Below are 19,762 nucleotides of genomic sequence, written 5' to 3'. Positions count from 1 at the left end.
TCGCAAACCCCCAATGAAAACAAGAACTAAACGCGTTTTTCCGGGCGCCCGAGGTTTGCAATTTGCGACGGGTGTGGAAGAATGCAAGCAACTGAACTGAATTTATGGTGGCGGCCATGATCGATCGAGAAGGGTACCGCCCGAACGTAGGCATCATATTGTGCAATGCGCGCAACCAGGTCTTCTGGGGCAAGCGCGTCAACCAGCACGCCTGGCAGTTTCCCCAAGGCGGCATCAACGCCGGGGAAACGCCGGAACAGGCCATGTTCCGGGAACTCGAAGAAGAAGTCGGCCTGTTGCCGGGCCATGTCCGCATCCTCGGACGGACGCGCGAGTGGCTGCGTTACGACGTACCGCCCCACTGGACGCGCCGGGACAATCGCGGGCTGTATCGGGGCCAGAAGCAGATATGGTTTTTGCTGCGTCTGACCGGCCGCGACTGCGACGTGTCACTGCGCGCGAGCGCCCACCCGGAATTCGACGCCTGGCGCTGGAACGAATACTGGGTTCCGATGGAGGCGGTCGTCGATTTCAAGCGCGAGGTCTATCGCCTTGCGCTCGAGGAACTCGAGCGCTACCTTCACAGGGACCTCCGGTATCTGCGACAACACACGCGGCGACCGGGCGAACGACGCGAAGTCCCTTTCGACCTACAGCTCAAGCCTTGAACGCGCTTGGCGGGAGGCAGAATGAAGATCCGTATCCATGCTTCAGACAGACTAGCCCCCGCCCCGTCCCCGGCACTGCCGCTGTGGCAACTTGCGCCGACCCGCGATCACGCCGGCCGTCTGCTGACGGATTTCATGATGCTGATTCCGCGCCTGCGCTCGCGGCCCGCCAGCGAAATCGAACGCGCGTCGCGTGATATCCAGGCGGTGCTCGCGCTGCACCATGACGTCGTGTTCGCCGACCTCAACCTCAAGCTGAACCTGTTGTGGGTGTCGTTGCGGCCCCGCCCCGGCGCGATCACCGAACTGGCCGCCGCCATCCGGCTGCGCGTTCCGGAGGCCGTGCTCGTCGCCCACTACGCCGAGCCCCGTTAGAGGCCGGGAATTTCCCCGGAGGTCCGCCTCGACGCGAAAAACACCGGCTTCGATCCCCCTGCCAATGACAGGGAATCCCGCGTCCCTTCAGGGTTTTCGTTCACCCAAGGCGCGGGATTTCGTTAAAATGAGCGATTGCTAATCAACCGCTGGAGCAAACATGGCCGTTTCCGAACTTCAGGTGCAGTCCGCACTGAAAGAGTTGATCGATCCGAATACGCACAAGGACTATGTCACGACCAAATCCGCCCGCAACATCAAGATCGACGGCGACGCGGTGTCCGTCGACATCGCGCTTGGGTATCCTGCACAAAGCCAGCTCGCCACGATCAAGCAGCAGGTCGAGGACAAGCTCAAGACCCTCGACGGCGTGAGCAAGGCGACGGCCAACGTCAGCTTCAAGATCGTCTCCCACAGCGTCCAGCGCGGCGTCAAGCTGATCCCCAACGTCAAGAACATCATCGCGGTCGCGTCCGGCAAGGGCGGGGTCGGCAAATCGACGACGGCCGTGAACCTCGCGCTCGCGCTTGCGGCCGAGGGCGCCCGCGTCGGCATGCTCGACGCCGACATCTACGGTCCCTCGCAACCGACGATGCTCGGCATCACCGACAAACCCGAGTCGACCGATGGCAAGAATCTTGATCCCTTGATCGGCCACGGCATCCAGGCCATGTCGATTGGCTTCCTGATCGACGTCGAAACGCCGATGGTGTGGCGCGGGCCGATGGTGACGCAGGCGCTCGAGCAGCTGCTCAACAACACCAACTGGAACGAGCTCGACTACCTCGTCGTCGACCTGCCGCCGGGCACGGGCGACATCCAGTTGACGCTCGCGCAGCGCGTGCCCGTGACCGGCGCCGTGATCGTGACGACGCCGCAGGACATCGCGCTGATCGACGCGCGCAAGGGGCTCAAGATGTTCGAGAAGGTCGGCATCCCGATCATCGGCGTCGTCGAGAACATGAGCCTGCACATCTGCTCGAACTGCGGGCACGAAGAGCGCATCTTCGGCGAAGGCGGCGGCGAACGCATGTGCCGCGACTACAACGTCGAGTTTCTCGGCGCGCTGCCGCTTGATTCCAGCATCCGTGCCGACACCGATTCCGGCAAGCCGTCAGTCGTGTCCGACCCGGACGGGCGCGTGACCGAAATCTACAAGCAGATCGCGCGCCGCGTTGCTGTTAAGATTGGCGAGACGGCCGTCGACCATTCGGCCAAATTCCCCAATATCGTCATTTCCAACACCTGATGAGCATCAAGTCCGACCGATGGATCCGCCGCATGGCGGCCGAGCATGGCATGATCGAACCGTTCGAAGCCGGACAGATCAAGCAGGCAGCGGGGCGATCCATCGTGTCGTACGGCACGTCGAGCTACGGCTACGACGTGCGCTGCGCGAGCGAATTCAAGCTCTTCACGGACATCAATACGACGATCGTCGACCCCAAGGCCTTCGATCCGAACTCCTTCGTCGAGGTCAAGGGCGATTCCTGCATCATTCCGCCCAACTCCTTCGCGCTCGCGCGGACCGTCGAATATTTCCGTATTCCGCGCAGCGTTCTGACGATCTGTCTGGGTAAAAGCACCTACGCCCGCTGCGGCATCATCGTCAACGTGACTCCGCTCGAACCCGAGTGGGAGGGGCACGTCACCCTCGAGTTTTCGAACACCACGCCGCTGCCTGCGCGCATCTATGCGAACGAGGGCGTCGCCCAGATGCTGTTTCTCGAGTCCGACGAGGTGTGCGAGACCTCGTATCGCGATCGCGGCGGCAAATACCAGGGCCAGGTCGGCGTGACCCTGCCCAAGATCTGAGTGGCCCGCGCGCGCTAAGCCGGCTGCCACACCGATCCCTCGGCGTCTTATCCACGGCCTTATTCCAGGAGCCGCCATGCGCTTCCGTTTTCCCGTTGTCATCATCGACGAAGATTTCCGTTCGGAAAACGCGTCCGGCCTCGGTATACGGGCGCTCGCCGAAGCGATCGAAAAAGAGGGTATGGAGGTGCTGGGCGTCACGAACTACGGCGACTTGACGTCGTTCGCCCAGCAACAGGCGCGTGCGTCAGCCTTCATCCTCTCGATCGACGACGAGGAACTCGGGGGCACCGCCGAGGACGCGACGGCAGCGCTCGACAAACTGCGCGGCTTCGTCGAGGAAGTGCGCTTCCGCAACGGCGAGATTCCGATCTTCCTGCACGGCGAGACGCGTACCGCGCGACATATCCCGAACGACATCCTGCGCGAGCTCAACGGCTTCATCCACATGCTGGAAGACACGCCCGAGTTCCTCGCCCGCTACATCGCGCGCGAGGCCCGCGCCTATCTCGATTCGCTGGTGCCGCCGTTCTTTCGCGCGCTCACCCATTACGCCGCCGACGGCTCGTATTCGTGGCACTGCCCCGGTCACTCGGGCGGCGTCGCCTTCCTCAAGTCGCCGATCGGCCAGATGTTCCACCAGTTCTTCGGTGAAAACCTGCTGCGCGCCGACGTCTGCAACGCCGTCGACGAACTCGGCCAGCTGCTCGACCACACCGGCCCGGTCGCCGCGTCGGAGCGCAATGCCGCGCGTATCTTCAATTGCGACCATCTCTTCTTCGTCACCAACGGCACCTCGTCGTCGAACAAGATGGTGTGGCATGCGACGGTCGCGCCCGGCGACATCGTCGTCGTCGACCGCAACTGCCATAAATCGATCCTGCACGCGATCATGATGTGCGGGGCGATCCCGATCTTCCTCACCCCGACGCGCAACCACTACGGCATCATCGGGCCGATCCCGATGGACGAGTTCCGCCCGGAGAACATCGAGAAGAAAATCGCCGCGCATCCCTTTGCCAAGGAGGTCAAGGGGCGGCCGCGCATCCTCACGATCACCCAGTCGACCTACGACGGCATCCTCTACAACGTCGACATGATCAAGGAGTTGCTCGGCGACTATATCGACACGCTGCATTTCGACGAGGCCTGGCTGCCGCACGCGACCTTCCACGATTTCTACCGTGGCATGCACGCGATCGGCAAGGACCGCCCACGCGCCAAGGACGCGCTGGTGTTTGCGACCCAGTCGACGCACAAGCTTCTGGCCGGCCTGAGTCAGGCGTCGCAGATCCTGGTGCAGGATTCCGAGACGCGCAAGCTCGACTTCCATCGTTTCAACGAAGCCTATCTGATGCACATGTCGACTTCGCCCCAGTACGCGATCATCGCGTCGTGCGACGTCGCCGCCGCGATGATGGAGCCGCCCGGCGGCCCGGCGCTGGTCGAGGAGTCGATCCGCGAGGCGCTGGATTTCCGCCGCGCGATGCGCAAGGTCGACGAGGAATTCGGCGACTCCTGGTGGTTCAAGGTCTGGGGGCCCGAGAAGCTCGCCGAGGAGGGCGTCGGCGACCGCGAGGACTGGATGCTCGAAGCGGGCGCGCGCTGGCACGAGTTCGGCAAGATCGTGCCCGGCTTCAACATGCTCGACCCGATCAAGGCGACGGTCATCACCCCCGGGCTCGACGTCGACGGCGCGTTCGCCGACTGGGGGATTCCGGCCGCGATCGTCACCAAGTACCTCGCCGAGCACGGCGTCATCGTCGAGAAAACCGGACTTTATTCCTTCTTCATCATGTTCACGATCGGCATCACCAAGGGCCGCTGGAACACGCTGGTGACGGCGTTGCAGCAGTTCAAGGCCGACTACGACGAGAACCAGCCGCTATGGCGCGTGCTGCCCGAGTTCATCGAGAAGCACCCGCGCTACGAGAAGACCGGCCTCAAGGATCTTTGCGACCAGATCCACGCGATATACAAGGCCAAGGACGTCGCACGGCTCACCACCGAAATGTACCTCTCCGAGATGGCGCCCGCGATGCGTCCGGCCGAGGCCTTCGCGAAGATGGCGCATCGCGAGATCGAACGCGTCGACGTCGACGCCCTCGAGGGACGCATCACGGCCATGCTCGTGACGCCGTATCCGCCCGGCATCCCGTTGCTGATTCCCGGCGAGCGCTTCAACGCCACGATCGTGCGCTACCTGCAGTTCACGCGCGACTTCAACGAGAAATTCCCGGGCTTCGAGAGCGACGTCCACGGTCTCGTCGAAGATATAGTCGATGGCAAGGCCCGCTATTACGTCGACTGCGTGATTTGAATCGATTGCGGTTGATTTGTCAGGCAAAAAGCGTAAGATGCGCAGTCCCCGCTCCGGCGGGGATTGTTTTTAAACCCTTGCTCCACCGCACCGCAGCGGGGGGCTGAACCGAAAGGAAACTCGATGCGGCATTACGAAATCGTATTCATCGTCCACCCCGATCAGAGCGAGCAGGTGCCCGCGATGATCGAGCGCTATCGCGCGAACATCGCAGCCCGCGGCGGCAACGTCCACCGCCTGGAAGACTGGGGCCGCCGGCAGATGGCCTATCCGATCCAGAAGGTGCACAAGGCCCACTACGTGCTGATGAACATCGAGTGCGACCAGGAAACCCTGGAAGAACTCGAACACGGCTTCAAGTTCAACGACGCCGTGCTGCGCCATCTGACCATCAAGCGCGATGCCGCGGTCACCGCCGCCTCGCCGATGATGAAGGAAGAAAAGGCGCGCGACCTGTTGCAAGGCGCGAAGGCCGACGCTCCTGCCGAGCAGCCGGCCGCAGCCTGAGTGAGTGAACCGGCTGCTCATCAGCGGCGCCCTCATCCAGGTTGAGCCCCTGCGTTACAGCCCGGCCGGCGTGCCAATCGCGGAAGCGGTCGTTCTGCACCGCAGCACCCAGGCAGTGGCGGCGCAGACGCGGCAGGTGGAGTGCGAGTTGACGGTGCAGGCGAGCGGTGCGCTCGCCGATCAACTCGCGAAACTGCCGGCCGCGACGCAGGTGAAACTGGAAGGCGCGTTGAATCGACGCAGCGTGAACAGCCGGCAACTGATCCTGATATTGAATCGAATCGAAAAGGAATAAATCATGGCACGTCCCATGGGTGGAAAATCCGGCGGCAAATTTGCCGGCAAGCGCCGCGACAGCGGCAACCGCGGTCTCTTCAAGCGTCGCAAGTTCTGCCGTTTCACGGCTGAAAAGGTGGTCGAGGTCGACTACAAGGATGTCGACGTCCTGAAGGAATTCATCGCCGAGAACGGCCGCATCATTCCGGCCCGCATCACCGGCACCAAGGCGCACTACCAGCGCCAGCTCGGTACCGCGATCAAGCGCGCGCGCTTCCTCGCGCTCATGCCCTACACCGATCTGCACTAAGGAGACGACCATGCAAGTGATACTGATGGACAAAGTCGTCAACCTGGGCAACTTGGGCGACGTGGTGAAGGTCAAGGACGGCTATGCCCGCAATTTTCTGATCCCCACCGGGCGCGCACGCCGTGCCACCCAGGCGAACATGGAAGCGTTCGCGGCGCAGAAGGCCGAGCTCGAGCGCATCGCCGCCGACAAGCTCGCCGACGCGCAGCGTCGTAGCGAAAAACTCGAAGGCGCGAGCGTCACGATCAGCCAGAAGGCCGGCGTCGACGGACGCCTGTTCGGCTCGATCACCAACGCCGACATCGCCGAGGCGCTCCAGGCGCAGGGCCACGACGTCGCCAAGGCCGATGTTCGTCTGCCCGACGGCCCGCTCAAGGCGCTCGGCGAATATCCGGTCGTGCTGTCCCTGCACTCGGATGTGAGCGCCAACATCACGGTCGTCGTGGTCGGCGAGCAGTAAGTCGTCGCACGCCGCGAGAAAGGGAGCCGGTGGCTCCCTTTTTTGCGCCTTCCCGCGGCGGCTTTATTCCGGTTCATACACGCTTTATCCACAGTCTTATCCCTTGGTCGGCCCGGAGCCGGAGACTAGAATCGGCCCCATGGCAGCCATCCACTCCCTGACGTCGACGTCCGACCCCCAGCTCGCGCAGATGCGCCTGCCGCCGCATTCGCTCGAGGCCGAGCAGGCCGTCCTGGGGGGGCTGCTGCTCGACAACGGCGCGTGGGACCGCATCGGCGATGTCGCCTCGGAGAGCGACTTCTACCGTCAGGATCATCGCCAGATCCTGCGCGCGATCGTGCAGCAGATCGCCGAAAACCGGCCGGCGGACGCGGTGACCGTGTCCGAAGCCCTGCAGTCGATGGGCCAGCTCGAAAGCGTCGGCGGCCTCGCCTACATCGTCGCACTGGCGAGCAACACGCCGTCGGCCGCCAACATCCGGCGCTACGCGGAGATCGTGCGTGAACGAGCGGTCATGCGGCGCTTGGCCGAGGTCGCGACCGGCATCGCGGACACGGCGTACGCGCCGGCCGGGCGCAGCGCTTCGCAATTGCTCGACGAAGCCGAAGCCAAGGTGTTCGAGATCGCCGAATCGGGCAGCCGCGGACAGGCCGGGTTCACCGAAATCAAGCCTCTGCTCAAGGAAGTCGTCGAGCGCATCGACGAGCTCTATCACCGCGACAACGATTCTGGCATCACTGGCGTTCCGACCGGGTTCCACGATCTCGACCAGAAGACCTCGGGCCTGCAGCCCGGCGATCTCGTCATCGTCGCGGGCCGGCCGTCGATGGGCAAAACCGCGTTCTCGATCAACATCGCCGAGAACGTCGCGCTCGACACCGGGCTTCCGGTCGCGGTGTTCTCGATGGAAATGGGCGGCACCCAACTGGTGATGCGGATGATCGGATCGGTCGGCAGGCTCGACCAGCACCGCCTGCGCACGGGCAAGCTCGGCGAGGACGACTGGCAGCGCCTGACCTATGCGCTCGGCAAGCTCAACGAAGCGCCGGTCTACATCGACGAAAGTCCGGGCCTCAACGTGCTCGAACTGCGTGCCCGCGCGCGGCGCCTGATGCGCCAGTGCGGCAAGCTCGGGCTCATCGTGATCGACTACCTGCAGCTCATGGCCGGCAGCGGCGGCGGCGAGAACCGCGCCACTGAAATTTCCGAAATCTCGCGTGCGCTCAAGGGGCTGGCGAAGGAACTGCACGTACCGGTGATCGCGCTGTCGCAGCTGAACCGCGGCCTTGAGCAGCGCCCGAACAAGCGCCCGGTGATGTCCGACCTGCGGGAGTCGGGCGCCATCGAGCAGGACGCCGACGTCATCCTGTTCATCTACCGCGACGAGGTCTACAACCCCGATACGCAGGACAAGGGTACGGCCGAAATCATCATCAGCAAGCAGCGTAACGGCCCGATCGGCACGGTGCGGCTGGCTTTCCTCGGCGAGTACACGCGCTTCGAAACGCTGGCGCAGCCGGGCTCGTACTAACCCTTCCGATGCGTCCGATCAAAGCGTCGATCTCGGCGGACGCGATGGCCCACAACCTTCGCGTCGCACGGCGTCACGCCGGCGCCGCGCGGGTGTTCGCCGTAGTGAAGGCGAACGCCTACGGTCACGGTCTGTCGCGCGCGTTGCGCGCCTTCGGGGCGGCCGACGGCTTCGCGGTGCTGACGCTCGAGGAAGCGGCGAGCCTGCGGCAGATGGGTGTCGACAAGCCGATCCTGCTGCTCGAGGGCATCTTCGACGCCGGCGAGATTGCGGCTTGCGCCGAACTCGATCTCTGGCCGGTATTGCATCATGCCCGGCAGCTCGACTGGCTCGAGCAACAGCGACCGGCGCGCGCGCTCGAGGTGTTTCTCAAATTCGACAGCGGGATGCATCGCCTTGGTTTTCCGCTTGCCGAACACGCTGAGGTCGTCGCGCGGGTTCGAGCCCTGGCGGGCGTTGCGCGTGTCACGCTGATGACGCACTTTGCGCAGGCCGACGACAGCGCCGGTGTCGCCTGGCAGTTGCAGCCGTTTCGGGAAGCGCTCGACGGCCATGGCCTGCCGTGGAGCAGCGCGAATTCGGCGGCGCTCATGCGCTATCCAGAGACGGTCGGCGACTGGGTGCGTCCGGGCATCATGCTGTACGGCGCCTCGCCGTTTACCGACGTCCCCGCCAGCGGGCTCGGCCTCGAGCCCGCGATGACGCTGCGCTCCGAAATCATCGCGGTGCAGACGCTCGCGGCCGGCGAAGGCATCGGCTACGGCCAGACTTTTCGTGCCGACAAGCCGATGCGCGCCGGCGTCGTCGCCTGCGGCTACGCCGACGGCTATCCGCGTCATGCGCCGACCGGCACACCGGTCGTCGTCGACGGCCGACGCACCCGGACGCTCGGCCGCGTGTCGATGGATATGCTCTGCGTCGACCTCAGCGAATGTCCGGCCGCGGGGGTCGGAAGCGCGGTGGTGTTGTGGGGCGACGGATTGCCGGTCGACGACGTCGCCGCGGCCGCCGGCACGAGCAGCTACGAATTGCTGTGCGCGCTCGCGCCGAGAGTGCCGATCGAGGAAGTCGGCAGAAATCAGGAAGCGGGCAGGGGCTTCGGCAACGAGTGAGGCAGCGCGTGCCGGGGCCTCACGCGACGAAGCACTCGAGGTGCCGCTCGCCGTCGACGAAACCGGCGATCGACAGCCGTTTCACCTCGGCAGCGAGCGCGGCTGCGAAACCGTCCCAGTCGCTTATTCCTTCGTAGATCTCCATCCAGGTGGCGGGGTCGTCGCAGCGCCGGGCACGGCGGGGCGCGTCCGCGCAGAGCGGCGCGAGCGCGTCGAGCAGGGCGTCGACCGGCCCGGCCGCCGCGGCCGCGCTGCCGGGCCGCAGCCGGTAATAGACGTAGGCGGCGTGCGCCATTTACTCGGGAAGCGCGTAAGGCAGCGGCCGCAAGTCGAGTGCGACGCCGTCGGCGGACTTCAGGTGCAGGGTCTGGCTGTTCGCGCTTTCGACCTGGACGACCGCGAGCAGATCGAAGCCGCCAGCCGGGGCGGGCGCGGCGTTCACCACGGTTCCGCTGGCCTGGCCGTCGAGGTCAGCGCTGTAGAGGCTGTCACCGGGCGCGGCTTCGGCGTCGGCGTGGGCCAGAACCATGCGGCGCTTGAGCTTGCCTAAATACTGGCTGCGCGCGACGATTTCCTGTCCCGGGTAGCAGCCCTTTTGGAAGCTCACGCCGCCGATGAGCTCGAGGTTGACCATCTGCGGCACGAACTGCTCCTGGGTCGCGGCGACGATCATCGGGATACCGGCGTTGAGCCGCATCCAGTCCCACACCGGCGCACCGACCGGCGTTGCGCTCCGGGTCAGGTTTTGCCACACCTCGGCCGCGCGCTCGGGCGCGATCGACAGCACGAACTTGTCGTCGCCGACGCGGACCACTTGGCCCGCCGCGAGCGCGATCGTGCGCATCTCGGCCTCGGGTAGCTCTCCCATCGCCGCGCGCACGGCCGCAGCGGCGTCCTTGCCGGCAACGACAAGGCGCACCGTTTCCTCGCTCGCGTCGCGCGCCTTCACGTCGGCGCGCAGGATGAACATCGAAAGCCGCTTCAGCACGCCGGCGAGGATGTCACCCGACAGCTGCAGGCAGTAGTCGTCCCCGTTTCGCCAGGCGAGGAAATTGGCCAGCAAGCGCCCCTTCGGGCTGCAGTAGCCGTTCCATTGCGCGCCATCGGCTGGTAGATTGCGTACGTCGTTGGTGAGCTGGCCCTGGAGAAAACCGGCCGTGTCGGCGCCGCGCAGCGCGATGACACCGAGTTGCGAGAGGTCGGCGACGATCGTGGCGCCGGTCGCCGCAGCGCGTTCGGCGGCCGGGTCGCCGAAGTGCAGGACGCTGCCGTTCTCGATTGCCGCGCCTTGGGTGAGCAGAATGTTTTTCCAGGATTCGATCACGGTGCTTTCCAGTCGAGAGGGGGCAATGAAGCGCAAAAGTGTACACGCTGATGCATGAGATTGAACTCAAACCCTCGCGCCGCTTGGGGCTGTTGCTTGCGGCCTTCCTGCTTCTGGCGCTGGCCGCCGTGCAACAAGCCGCGCTGCCGGTGGGCGCACAGGTCGCCTTAGGGCTCGTGGCGGCCGGTTTGGTCGTCCGGGGATGGCGTCGTGCAGGCGTCCCCGCTGTCCTGCGCGTCGGGGCCGACGGTCGCCTGCAGTGCCTGGACGATGCGGGGGAGTGGCGCGACATCGAAGTGCTGGACGAGAGCTTCGTCTCGACCCGTCTGATCGTGTTGCGTTATCGCCTCGCGGACGGCCGTCCGCAGACGCTCACGCTATTGTCCGACAGCGGCGACGCCGACAGCCTGCGCCAGCTCAGAGTGTCGCTTCGCTGGTCACGCCACAAACGCTCGGACACAGCGTACCCGGACGCGGGTTGAGCACGGTGTTGCCGGCGACTGGCAGGATCTCGGGATAGTCGCGGCTGTAATGCAGGCCGCGGCTTTCCTGCCGCAGTTGGGCGCAGCGCACGATCAGATCGGCGCTTTGCACGAGATTGCGTAGTTCGATCAGGTCGTTGCTGACGCGGAAATTGCGATAGAACTCGTCGATTTCCCCGCGCAGCAGACGGATGCGATGCGATGCGCGGGCCAGCCGCTTGTTCGTGCGCACGATGCCGACGTAGTCCCACATGAAACGCCGAAGCTCGTCCCAGTTGTGCGAGATCACCACTTCCTCGTCGGCGTCGGTCACGCGCGAGGCGTCCCAGGGCGGCAGTTCTAGCGTCGGCGCCGGCGGCGTCGAGAGGATGTCGCGCGCCGCCGCGTGGCCGAAGACCAGACACTCGAGCAGCGAGTTCGACGCCAGGCGGTTCGCCCCGTGCAGGCCCGTGAAGGTGACTTCGCCGACGGCATGGAGGTTGCAAAGATCGGTGCGCGCCTCGGTATCGGTCACCACGCCGCCGCAGGTGTAGTGGGCGGCGGGAACGACCGGAATCGGCTCCCGCGTGATGTCGATGCCGAGTTCGAGGCAGCGCTGGTAGATGGTCGGGAAATGCGCGCGCACGAAGTCGGCTGGCTTGTGGCTGATATCGAGATAGACGCAGTCGATCCCGCGCTTCTTCATTTCGAAGTCGATTGCGCGCGCCACGACATCGCGCGGCGCGAGTTCTGCGCGCGTGTCATGGAACTGCATGAAGCGGCTGCCGTCGGGCAGCAGCAGATGTCCGCCCTCGCCGCGTACGGCCTCGCTAATGAGGAAGGACTTGGCGTGCGGATGGTAGAGGCAGGTCGGGTGGAACTGCACGAACTCGAGATTGGCGACGCGGCAGCCGGCGCGCCAGGCCATGGCGATGCCGTCGCCGGTCGCGGTATCGGGGTTGGTCGTATACAAATAGACCTTGCCGGCGCCGCCGGTGGCCAGCACGGTGTGCCCCGCCGCAAAGGTCTCGACCTCGCCGCTGCCCTTGTTCAGCGCATAGGCACCATGGATCTGGCGCTCCTCGCCGCCGGCGCGCTTGCCGGAAATGAGGTCGATCGCGACGTGATCCTCGAAGGTCTCGATGTTCGGATGCGCGCGCACCCGGTCGAGTAGCGTGGTCTGCACGGCGTGGCCCGTCGCATCCGCGGCGTGGACGACGCGGCGTTTCGAATGGCCGCCCTCGCGCGCCAGATGGAGCGCACCGGGGCTCTCGGGGTCCGGCGTGAAGGCGACGCCGTTGCGGGTGAGCCAGTCGATCATCTCGCGCGCCTGGCTCGCGACGAGCCGGGTGACCGCCTCGTCGCAGAGCCCGGCACCCGCGACGAGCGTGTCGTGCACGTGGGCTTCGATCGAGTCGCCGCTGGCGAGGGCAGCCGCGATCCCGCCTTGCGCCCAATCGCTCGCGCCGTCGGTCATCCGCCGTTTGGTCACGATCGCGACCCGACGCTGGTCGGCGAGCTTGAGTGCGGTCGTCAGTGCGGCAAGGCCGCTCCCGAGGATGAGGACGTCGTGTCTGTGCATGGTGGGTCGGGCGATGATAGCAGGCTTGGCCGCGCTCCGAAAAACCTTGTTTCGGGTGAACTTTTTGCCCGGTTTTCCCTCACACGTTCGGAAGCTGCGGTCACGTATACTTCCAACACAAACAAGAAACGCAGGGAGACATGTCGGACCGCGAACTGGATCAGATGTTGGTCGAACGCGCGCAGCGCGGCGACAAGCGTGCTTTCGAGTTGTTGGTGACGAAGTATCACCGCAAGCTCGGCCGCCTGTTGTCACGCATGGTGCGCGATGCCGCCGAGGTGGAAGATATTACGCAGGAAGCATTTATCAAGGCTTATCGCGCTTTGCCCGGGTTCCGCGGCGAGAGCGCGTTCTACACCTGGCTGTATCGCATCGCCGTCAATACCGCCAAGAATTATCTGGTGGCGCACAAGCGCCAGCCGGTATCCAGCGACGTGCTGGCGGAGGATGCGGAAAACTACGAAGATGGCGACTTGCTGCGCGACATCGCGACACCCGACGCGGAACTTCAGACCAAGCAGATCGCCAGCGCGGTCAATCAGGCGGTCGACGCGCTGCCCGAGGAATTGAGGACGGCCATCACATTGCGAGAGATCGAGGGCATGAGCTACGAGGAAATCGCACAGATGATGGAATGTCCGATCGGAACCGTGCGTTCGCGGATCTTCCGTGCACGCGAGGCCATTGCCGAAAAAATACGCCCGATGCTGGGCACGAGTCAGGATAAAAGGTGGTAACCATGTCAGCACTCCACAGGTCCGATGCCTCCTCTCACGCCAACCAGGACGACAACGACGAGTCGCTGTTGTCCGCGCTGCTCGACGGCGAAAGCGGCCGCACCGAGAGCGGGGCGTTTCTCGCAGCGATGAGACAGGACGAGCGACTGCGACGAACCTGGTCCGAATACCACCTGATCGGCGACCTCATGCGCGGCGTCGGCCCGGCGCCGGAGGGCTTCATGGCGCGCTTTTCCGAGCGTCTCGCCGCCGAGCCGACCGTGCTCGCGCCGCAACGCCACATCTGGCCGCAGCGCGTCGTGGTCGCATCGCTCGCGTCGCTCGCGGTGTGGGGGGCGGTGTCGCTGACCGGACTCATGCCGAGCCAGACGCCGGAAAGCGCGCCGATCGCGAGTGCGCCGGCGAACCCCGGATTTCAGCAGGCAACCCTGGTGGCACCGGTCGAATACGATTCCGCGCAATTCGCGCCCTACGTCGTCGCGCATCAGGAGTTCGCGCCGAGCGCAGTGGCGACGCCGGTTTTTGAACCCGTCGTGGCAGTAGGCATGGAGCCGCGCTGATGCGGCGGTACAGGGTGGCGCGGCAAGCGGTGCTTGCCGCGGGCTTCGCCGGGCTCATGCTGCTGTCCGGCCTCGCGCGGGCAAACAGCGCCCTCGAGTGGCTGCAGCGAGCCGCGAGCGCGGCCAAAGAGCAGAATTACAGCGGCATCTACGTCTACCATCACGGCGATGAGGTCGAGGTCTTGCGTGTCCTGCACCGCAACGACGGCAGGCGCGAGCAGGAAAAAACCGAGGTGATGGACGGGACGCAGCGCCATTTCCTGCGTGTCAACAGCGACGTGTATTGCCATCTGGCGGACGGAAAGCAGGTGCGCCTCGAGCGCAACGCGTCCCGGCGCTTCTTTCCCGCCTTTCTGCCCGCGCGCGCGGCCGGGCTCGCCGAGCTTTACGAGGTCAAGCTCGGCGGCGTCGAACGCGTCGCGGGGCGGCCATGCCAGGTCGTGATGCTGGAGCCGCGCGACGGCTATCGGCACGCCTTCCAACTGTGGCTCGACAGCCGCACCGGCCTGCCCCTCAAGTCGCGCATCGTCAACAGCGACGGCGAGGTCGTGTCGATGTTCGTTTTTTCGGAAGTACAGATCGGAAGGCCTCCGGACGCCAGCCTTTTCCGCAATGAGCTCGCCGGCAAGCAGGTCCAGCAGGTCAGCCTCGGGCAGCGTATCGACCTGCCGTGGAGCGTGACGCCGCCCCCCGGATTCGAGCGGGTCCAGGAGGCGGTACGGACCCTGCCCGGCAGGAACACCCCGGTCACCCACCTCGTATTCTCGGACGGCCTGAGCGTCCTGTCGATGTTCATCGAGCCGGCCGATCCGGGCGTGCCAAGCCTGCAAGGGCTGTCGGCGGAAGGCGCGATCGGCGTCTACGCGCGCGCACTCGACGGACACACGATCACGACGGTCGGAGAAGTGCCGAATCTCGCATTGATAGAAACCGGCAATTCGGTCAGAAGGAAGTAGCGCACCACCCATGCTGGAACAGACAGCGGAGATCGTCAAAACCGCACCCGAGGGCGTCTGGGTGCGCGCCGTGGAGCCGTCGGGCTGCGGCAGTTGCGGTGGCCAGGGCTGTTCGTCGCGGCGCATCGCCGAACTCTTCCAATGCAAACCGCGGCAGTTTCTGGTCGACTGCGACCTGTCGCTCTCGCCCGGCGACCGCGTGATCGTCGGCATCGCGCGCGGCACCGTGCTTCGCAGCGCGATCCGCGCCTACGGCCTGGCGCTCGCCCTGATGCTCGGCGGGGCCTTGCTCGGTCAGGCCCTGCATCCGGGCGACGCCGCCGCGGTCGTCGGGCTGGTACTCGGCGCAGCCCTTGGCGGGCTCTTCGTCCGCAATGCGCGCGCGCCGCGTCCGGCGGTGCTGAGGCGCGAACCATCCCCCTTGTTACACATGAAGAAAGGATAGCCATGTTGAGAGCGGCTCTGGCCATGACGAGCTTCGTGTTTGTGCTGGCGGCGCCGGTCGCGGAAGCGGTCGACGTCGCCGATCTGGTCGAAAAGCAGGGTCCGGCGGTGGTCAACATCAGCACCACCAAGCTGGTCAAGCGCGGCGCCGAGGGCTTTCCGTTCGCGGTCCCGGAAGACCCCGAGATGCAGGAATTCTTTCGCCGCTTCTTTCCGGGCGTGCCGGGTCGGGCGCCCGGGGCACCGGCGCAGGAGTTTCCGGCGCATGGCGCCGGCTCCGGCTTCATCGTTAGTAGCGACGGCTACATCCTGACCAACGCCCACGTCGTGAAAGGTGCGGACGAAGTCGTCGTCAAGCTGACCGACAAACGCAAGTTCATCGCCAAGGTCGTGGGTTCGGACCCGCGCACCGACGTGGCCGTGATCCGCATCACGGCGCGCAACCTGCCGGCGGTGCGCCTCGGCGACCCGGAAAAACTTCGCGTCGGTGAGGCAGTGGCTGCGATCGGCTCGCCTTTCGGCTTCGAGAACTCGGTCACCGCGGGCATCGTGTCGGCCAAGGGCCGCTCGCTGCCGTCCGAAAGCTACGTGCCCTTCATCCAGACCGACGTCGCGGTTAACCCGGGTAATTCGGGGGGGCCGCTGTTCAACATGCGCGGCGAAGTCGTCGGCATCAACTCGCAGATCTACAGCCAGAGCGGCGGCTACCAGGGGGTGGCGTTCGCGATCCCGATCGACATCGCGATGGAGGTCGTCGACCAGTTGAAGGCTGGCGGCAAGGTCTCGCGCGGCTGGCTTGGCGTCATGATCCAGGAGGTCAGCGCGGACCTCGCCGAATCCTTCGGCCTCGACCGGCCGCGCGGCGCGCTCGTGTCGCAGGTACAGGATGGAAGCCCCGCGGCCCGTGCGGGCGTCCAGACCGCCGACGTGATCCTCAGCTTCAACGGCAAGCCGGTCGAGAATTCTGGCGACCTGCCGCGCATCGTCGGCAGCACCAAGCCCGGGTCGAAGATCCCGATGCAGGTCTGGCGGCGCGGCAAAATGCAGACCCTGCAGGTCGTCCTGGCCGAGCTGCCGAGCGAAGAGCAGGTCGCCGGCGCGGGCAAGAGCGGCAAGAGCTACTCGCGCGGCGGCCTCGCGCTGTCCGAACTCAACCCCGAACAGCGGCGCGAGCTCAAGATCGACCACGGCCTGCTCGTCGAGGAAGTCACCGGCGACGCCGCTCGGGCCGGCATCCGGGTGGGGGACATCGTCCTCGCCGTCAACAATGCAAGGATCGCGACCGTCGACGCGTTCCGCCAGGCGATCGCGGCGATCCCGAAAGGCAAGAGCGCTGCGCTCCTGGTGCGGCGCGGCGAAGGATCGCTGTACATCCCGCTGAAGATTTCGGGTGAGTAAGACGCTCACCCTCTACACCCGCGCCGGCTGCCCGCTGTGCGAGGAGATGGCGGGGGCGGCCGCTGCCGCGTTGAGCGGAACCGGCCACCGCATCGCGCCGCGCGACGTCGACGCCGACCCGGCGCTGAAGGCGCGCTACGGCTGGGACGTCCCGCTGCTTTTCGACGGCGAGGCCGAGCTCTGCCGGCACGAGCTCGATGTCGCCGCGGTTCGCGATTGGCTGCGCCTCAATCCCTGAAATCCGTTAAAATCCGGCGAGTTATCGCCTCCCTGACCGGGCACGGAAACGTGCCCGTTTTGTCGTGTCCCAGACCCTCACCCGCAACTTCTCCATCATCGCGCACATCGACCACGGCAAGTCGACGCTGGCAGACCGTCTGATCCAGTTCTGCGGCGGCCTGTCCGAGCGCGAGATGGAAGCCCAGGTGCTCGATTCGATGGACCTGGAAAAGGAGCGTGGCATCACGATCAAGGCACAGACCGCGGCCCTGGCCTACAAGGCGCAAGATGGGCAGATCTACCGTCTCAATCTGATCGACACGCCGGGACACGTCGACTTTTCCTATGAAGTCTCGCGCTCGCTCTCGGCCTGTGAGGGCGCGCTGCTCGTCGTCGACGCGTCGCAGGGCGTCGAAGCGCAAACCGTCGCAAATTGCTACACGGCGATCGACCTCGGCGTCGAGGTCATTCCGGTGCTCAACAAGATCGACCTGCCGGCAGCCGATCCCGACCGTGTCGCCGAGGAAATCGAAGACATCGTCGGCATCGACGCGACCGACGCGGTGCGCGCGTCGGCCAAGACCGGCATCGGCATCGCCGAGATTCTCGAGGTCGTGGTCAAGCAGGTGCCGCCGCCGCGCGGCGACGAGAACGCGCCGCTGAAGGCGCTGATCATCGATTCCTGGTTCGACAACTACGTCGGCGTCGTCATGCTCGTGCGCGTCGTCGACGGCGTCTTGCGCCCCAAGGACAAGATTCGCTTCATGGCGAGCGGCACGCAGTACCTGACCGAGCACGTCGGGGTGTTCACGCCCAAGTCGGTCGACCGCCCGCAGCTCTCGGCGGGCGACGTCGGTTTCGTCATCGCCGGCATCAAGGAACTGAAGTCGGCGCAGGTCGGCGATACCGTGACGCTCGTCGACAACCCGGCCGGCGAGCCGCTGCCCGGCTTCAAGAAGGTGCAGTCGCAGGTGTTCGCCGGCCTCTATCCGGTCGAATCGCACGACTTCGAGGCGCTGCGCGACGCGCTGACCAAGCTGCAGCTCAACGACGCGGCGCTGCAGTTCGAACCCGAAGTCAGCCAGGCGCTCGGCTTCGGCTTCCGCTGCGGCTTCCTCGGACTTCTGCACATGGACATCGTGCAGGAGCGGCTCGAGCGCGAATACGACATGGACCTCATCACGACGGCGCCGACGGTCGTGTACGAGGTCGTGCAGAAGGACGGCACGACGATCAACGTCGAGAATCCGTCCAAGCTCCCGGAGCTGTCGAAGATCGAGGAAATCCGCGAGCCGATCATCACGGCGACGATCTTCGTGCCCGAGGAATACGTCGGCAACGTCATCACGCTGTGCAACCAGAAGCGCGGCGTGCAGCTCGACATGCAGTACCACGGCAAGCAGGTCATGCTGCGCTACGACCTGCCGATGAACGAGGTCGTCATGGACTTCTTCGACAAGCTGAAGTCGACCAGCCGTGGCTACGCCTCGCTCGACTACGAATTCAAGGAGTTCCGCGCCGGCGATCTGGTGAAGCTCGACATCCTGGTCAACAGCGAGAAGGTCGACGCGCTGTCGCTGATCGTGCATCGCGCGACCAGTGTCTACCGCGGGCGCGAACTCGCCGCCAAGATGCGCGAGCTGATCCCGCGGCAGATGTTCGACGTCGCCGTGCAGGCGGCGATCGGCGCGAACATCATCGCGCGCGAGAACGTCAAGGCGATGCGCAAGAACGTGCTCGCCAAGTGCTACGGCGGCGACATTACGCGCAAGAAGAAGCTGCTCGAAAAACAGAAGGCCGGCAAGCGCCGCATGAAGCAGGTCGGCAACGTCGAAATCCCGCAGGAAGCCTTTCTTGCGATCCTCCAGGTCTCGGATAAATGAACTTCGCCCTCATTCTGTTCGTCGCGCTCGTCGTCACCGGCGGCATCTGGCTGCTCGATGCGCTGTTGTTGAAGCGCGGCCGCGACAAGGACGCGCGCGAGCCGCTCCTGGTCGAATATGCGAAAAGCTTTTTCCCGGTCATCCTGATCGTGTTCGGCCTGCGCTCCTTCCTGGTCGAGCCGTTCAAGATCCCGTCGGGATCGATGATGCCGACGCTGCTGATCGGCGACTTCATCCTGGTCAACAAATACACCTACGGCATCCGTCTGCCGGTCATCAACAAGAAGATCGTCCAGCTCAACAACCCGGAGCGCGGCGACGTGATGGTGTTCCGTTATCCGGCCGATCCCGGCCTCGACTACATCAAGCGCGTGGTCGGCGTGCCGGGCGACGTCGTCGAGTACCGCGAAAAGAAGCTCAGCGTCAACGGCCGCGCCGTGCCCGTGCGCAACACCGGCACCTACAGCTACGTCGGCAACGGTCTCAATTACATCACGGCGATGGTGTACGACGAACGGCTGAACGGCACCGGCCACACAATGATGGTCGAACCGGGCAAGCCCTCGGTCGCGTCGGCGCAGGTGATGGATTTTCCTCAGCGCGAGAACTGCTCCTACAATGCCGACGGAGAAGGCTTCGTCTGCAAGGTGCCGCCCGGCCAGTACTTCATGATGGGCGACAACCGCGACGCCAGCAACGACAGCCGCTACTGGGGCTTCGTGCCGGACAGGAACATCGTCGGCAAGGCCTTTTTCATCTGGATGAACTTCGACGACTTCGGTCGAATCGGCACCACGATCCGATAATCAACAAACAATCAAGGA

General features: G+C 65.1%; 23 protein-coding genes. 20 read left to right on the top strand and 3 right to left on the bottom strand.

The genetic code is table 11. The features are described from left to right. Window positions 1–116: 116 nt before the first annotated feature. The 11 genes from TBD_RS10590 (at window position 117) to alr (ending at window position 9,374) form a co-directional block, all read left to right on the top strand. The gene (locus TBD_RS10590) at window positions 117–668 is read left to right on the top strand and encodes an RNA pyrophosphohydrolase (protein WP_011312622.1); all 552 of its coding nucleotides are present in this window, start codon (window positions 117–119) and stop codon (window positions 666–668) included. A 21-nt stretch (window positions 669–689) separates the two neighbouring features. Then, the gene (locus TBD_RS10585; protein ID WP_011312621.1) at window positions 690–1,043 is read left to right on the top strand and encodes a hypothetical protein; all 354 of its coding nucleotides are present in this window, start codon (window positions 690–692) and stop codon (window positions 1,041–1,043) included. Window positions 1,044–1,203: 160 nt separating this feature from the next. Continuing rightward, window positions 1,204–2,292, top strand: a complete 1,089-nt coding sequence (gene apbC / locus TBD_RS10580; RefSeq protein WP_011312620.1) for an iron-sulfur cluster carrier protein ApbC — start codon at window positions 1,204–1,206, stop codon at window positions 2,290–2,292. Next, on the top strand, window positions 2,292–2,858 hold the full coding sequence (gene dcd, locus TBD_RS10575; RefSeq protein ID WP_011312619.1) for a dCTP deaminase: 567 nt from the start codon (window positions 2,292–2,294) through the stop codon (window positions 2,856–2,858). The genes apbC and dcd overlap by 1 nt, the downstream gene beginning before the upstream one ends. A 76-nt stretch (window positions 2,859–2,934) precedes the next feature. Then, on the top strand, window positions 2,935–5,178 hold the full coding sequence (locus tag TBD_RS10570) for an arginine/lysine/ornithine decarboxylase (RefSeq protein WP_011312618.1): 2,244 nt from the start codon (window positions 2,935–2,937) through the stop codon (window positions 5,176–5,178). Window positions 5,179–5,301: 123 nt separating this feature from the next. Next, entirely contained in the window at window positions 5,302–5,685 is a 384-nt protein-coding gene (gene rpsF, locus TBD_RS10565; protein WP_011312617.1) for a 30S ribosomal protein S6, read from the top strand. Window positions 5,686–5,689: 4 nt separating this feature from the next. Then, window positions 5,690–5,980, top strand: a complete 291-nt coding sequence (gene priB / locus TBD_RS10560; RefSeq protein ID WP_011312616.1) for a primosomal replication protein N — start codon at window positions 5,690–5,692, stop codon at window positions 5,978–5,980. Window positions 5,981–5,983: 3 nt separating this feature from the next. After that, the gene (gene rpsR, locus TBD_RS10555; protein ID WP_011312615.1) at window positions 5,984–6,271 is read left to right on the top strand and encodes a 30S ribosomal protein S18; all 288 of its coding nucleotides are present in this window, start codon (window positions 5,984–5,986) and stop codon (window positions 6,269–6,271) included. A gap of 10 nt (window positions 6,272–6,281) precedes the next feature. Then, window positions 6,282–6,731 (top strand): 50S ribosomal protein L9, encoded by a 450-nt coding sequence (rplI, locus tag TBD_RS10550; RefSeq protein ID WP_011312614.1) that lies wholly within the window; start codon window positions 6,282–6,284, stop codon window positions 6,729–6,731. A 139-nt stretch (window positions 6,732–6,870) separates the two neighbouring features. Next, entirely contained in the window at window positions 6,871–8,262 is a 1,392-nt protein-coding gene (gene dnaB / locus TBD_RS10545) for a replicative DNA helicase (RefSeq protein WP_011312613.1), read from the top strand. Between the two features lie 8 nt (window positions 8,263–8,270). Next, window positions 8,271–9,374 carry an alanine racemase gene (gene alr / locus TBD_RS10540; RefSeq protein ID WP_011312612.1) on the top strand — a complete coding sequence of 368 codons (1,104 nt, stop codon included), beginning with the start codon at window positions 8,271–8,273 and terminating at the stop codon, window positions 9,372–9,374. Window positions 9,375–9,393: 19 nt separating this feature from the next. Here alr and TBD_RS10535 read toward each other — a convergent pair whose 3' ends face one another. Both TBD_RS10535 and TBD_RS10530 read right to left on the bottom strand, forming a co-directional pair. Further along, on the bottom strand, window positions 9,394–9,669 hold the full coding sequence (locus tag TBD_RS10535) for a DUF4936 family protein (RefSeq protein ID WP_011312611.1): 276 nt from the start codon (window positions 9,667–9,669) through the stop codon (window positions 9,394–9,396). Continuing rightward, complete coding sequence (locus TBD_RS10530; protein WP_041432702.1) at window positions 9,670–10,698, bottom strand: YgfZ/GcvT domain-containing protein; 1,029 nt, start codon at window positions 10,696–10,698, stop codon at window positions 9,670–9,672. A 38-nt stretch (window positions 10,699–10,736) separates the two neighbouring features. On the opposite strand from TBD_RS10530, the gene TBD_RS14625 reads away from it, so the two are divergent. After that, window positions 10,737–11,180, top strand: a complete 444-nt coding sequence (locus tag TBD_RS14625) for a protein YgfX (protein ID WP_148203047.1) — start codon at window positions 10,737–10,739, stop codon at window positions 11,178–11,180. Here the strand turns inward: TBD_RS14625 and nadB are convergent. Then, entirely contained in the window at window positions 11,116–12,741 is a 1,626-nt protein-coding gene (nadB, locus tag TBD_RS10525) for an L-aspartate oxidase (protein ID WP_011312608.1), read from the bottom strand. The genes TBD_RS14625 and nadB overlap by 65 nt on opposite strands. A 140-nt stretch (window positions 12,742–12,881) precedes the next feature. On the opposite strand from nadB, the gene rpoE reads away from it, so the two are divergent. The 8 genes from rpoE to lepB all read left to right on the top strand — a co-directional run bounded on the left by rpoE (window position 12,882) and on the right by lepB (window position 19,744). Continuing rightward, complete coding sequence (rpoE, locus tag TBD_RS10520; RefSeq protein ID WP_011312607.1) at window positions 12,882–13,478, top strand: RNA polymerase sigma factor RpoE; 597 nt, start codon at window positions 12,882–12,884, stop codon at window positions 13,476–13,478. Between the two features lie 2 nt (window positions 13,479–13,480). Then, the gene (locus TBD_RS10515; RefSeq protein ID WP_011312606.1) at window positions 13,481–14,038 is read left to right on the top strand and encodes a sigma-E factor negative regulatory protein; all 558 of its coding nucleotides are present in this window, start codon (window positions 13,481–13,483) and stop codon (window positions 14,036–14,038) included. Further along, window positions 14,038–14,994, top strand: coding sequence for a MucB/RseB C-terminal domain-containing protein (locus TBD_RS10510; RefSeq protein ID WP_011312605.1), 957 nt, complete (start codon window positions 14,038–14,040; stop codon window positions 14,992–14,994). The genes TBD_RS10515 and TBD_RS10510 overlap by 1 nt, the downstream gene beginning before the upstream one ends. Window positions 14,995–15,004: 10 nt before the next feature. After that, complete coding sequence (locus TBD_RS10505) at window positions 15,005–15,439, top strand: SoxR reducing system RseC family protein (RefSeq protein WP_011312604.1); 435 nt, start codon at window positions 15,005–15,007, stop codon at window positions 15,437–15,439. A gap of 2 nt (window positions 15,440–15,441) precedes the next feature. Then, entirely contained in the window at window positions 15,442–16,836 is a 1,395-nt protein-coding gene (locus tag TBD_RS10500) for a DegQ family serine endoprotease (protein ID WP_011312603.1), read from the top strand. Then, window positions 16,829–17,074, top strand: a complete 246-nt coding sequence (locus tag TBD_RS10495) for a glutaredoxin family protein (RefSeq protein ID WP_011312602.1) — start codon at window positions 16,829–16,831, stop codon at window positions 17,072–17,074. The genes TBD_RS10500 and TBD_RS10495 overlap by 8 nt, the downstream gene beginning before the upstream one ends. Window positions 17,075–17,138: 64 nt before the next feature. After that, window positions 17,139–18,938: a translation elongation factor 4 gene (lepA, locus tag TBD_RS10490; protein WP_011312601.1), complete on the top strand. Its 1,800-nt coding sequence runs from the start codon at window positions 17,139–17,141 to the stop codon at window positions 18,936–18,938. Further along, the gene (lepB, locus tag TBD_RS10485; protein ID WP_011312600.1) at window positions 18,935–19,744 is read left to right on the top strand and encodes a signal peptidase I; all 810 of its coding nucleotides are present in this window, start codon (window positions 18,935–18,937) and stop codon (window positions 19,742–19,744) included. The genes lepA and lepB overlap by 4 nt, the downstream gene beginning before the upstream one ends. Window positions 19,745–19,762 lie beyond the last annotated feature (18 nt).

This window comes from Thiobacillus denitrificans ATCC 25259 (assembly GCF_000012745.1).
Taxonomy (GTDB): Bacteria; Pseudomonadota; Gammaproteobacteria; order Burkholderiales; family Thiobacillaceae; genus Thiobacillus; species Thiobacillus denitrificans_B.
This window is presented reverse-complemented; position numbering and strand designations above follow the sequence as displayed.

Coding starts and splice junctions, on each gene's coding strand:
- TBD_RS10510 (WP_011312605.1), top strand. CDS start 14,038: ATGCGGCGGTACAGGGTGGCGCGGCAAGCGGTGCTTGCCGCGGGCTTC.
- rplI (WP_011312614.1), top strand. CDS start 6,282: ATGCAAGTGATACTGATGGACAAAGTCGTCAACCTGGGCAACTTGGGC.
- rpoE (WP_011312607.1), top strand. CDS start 12,882: ATGTCGGACCGCGAACTGGATCAGATGTTGGTCGAACGCGCGCAGCGC.
- TBD_RS10535 (WP_011312611.1), bottom strand. CDS start 9,669: ATGGCGCACGCCGCCTACGTCTATTACCGGCTGCGGCCCGGCAGCGCG.
- TBD_RS10500 (WP_011312603.1), top strand. CDS start 15,442: ATGTTGAGAGCGGCTCTGGCCATGACGAGCTTCGTGTTTGTGCTGGCG.
- TBD_RS10590 (WP_011312622.1), top strand. CDS start 117: ATGATCGATCGAGAAGGGTACCGCCCGAACGTAGGCATCATATTGTGC.
- TBD_RS10515 (WP_011312606.1), top strand. CDS start 13,481: ATGTCAGCACTCCACAGGTCCGATGCCTCCTCTCACGCCAACCAGGAC.
- nadB (WP_011312608.1), bottom strand. CDS start 12,741: ATGCACAGACACGACGTCCTCATCCTCGGGAGCGGCCTTGCCGCACTG.
- lepB (WP_011312600.1), top strand. CDS start 18,935: ATGAACTTCGCCCTCATTCTGTTCGTCGCGCTCGTCGTCACCGGCGGC.
- dnaB (WP_011312613.1), top strand. CDS start 6,871: ATGGCAGCCATCCACTCCCTGACGTCGACGTCCGACCCCCAGCTCGCG.
- TBD_RS10570 (WP_011312618.1), top strand. CDS start 2,935: ATGCGCTTCCGTTTTCCCGTTGTCATCATCGACGAAGATTTCCGTTCG.
- dcd (WP_011312619.1), top strand. CDS start 2,292: ATGAGCATCAAGTCCGACCGATGGATCCGCCGCATGGCGGCCGAGCAT.
- alr (WP_011312612.1), top strand. CDS start 8,271: ATGCGTCCGATCAAAGCGTCGATCTCGGCGGACGCGATGGCCCACAAC.
- TBD_RS10585 (WP_011312621.1), top strand. CDS start 690: ATGAAGATCCGTATCCATGCTTCAGACAGACTAGCCCCCGCCCCGTCC.
- TBD_RS10505 (WP_011312604.1), top strand. CDS start 15,005: ATGCTGGAACAGACAGCGGAGATCGTCAAAACCGCACCCGAGGGCGTC.
- apbC (WP_011312620.1), top strand. CDS start 1,204: ATGGCCGTTTCCGAACTTCAGGTGCAGTCCGCACTGAAAGAGTTGATC.
- rpsF (WP_011312617.1), top strand. CDS start 5,302: ATGCGGCATTACGAAATCGTATTCATCGTCCACCCCGATCAGAGCGAG.
- rpsR (WP_011312615.1), top strand. CDS start 5,984: ATGGCACGTCCCATGGGTGGAAAATCCGGCGGCAAATTTGCCGGCAAG.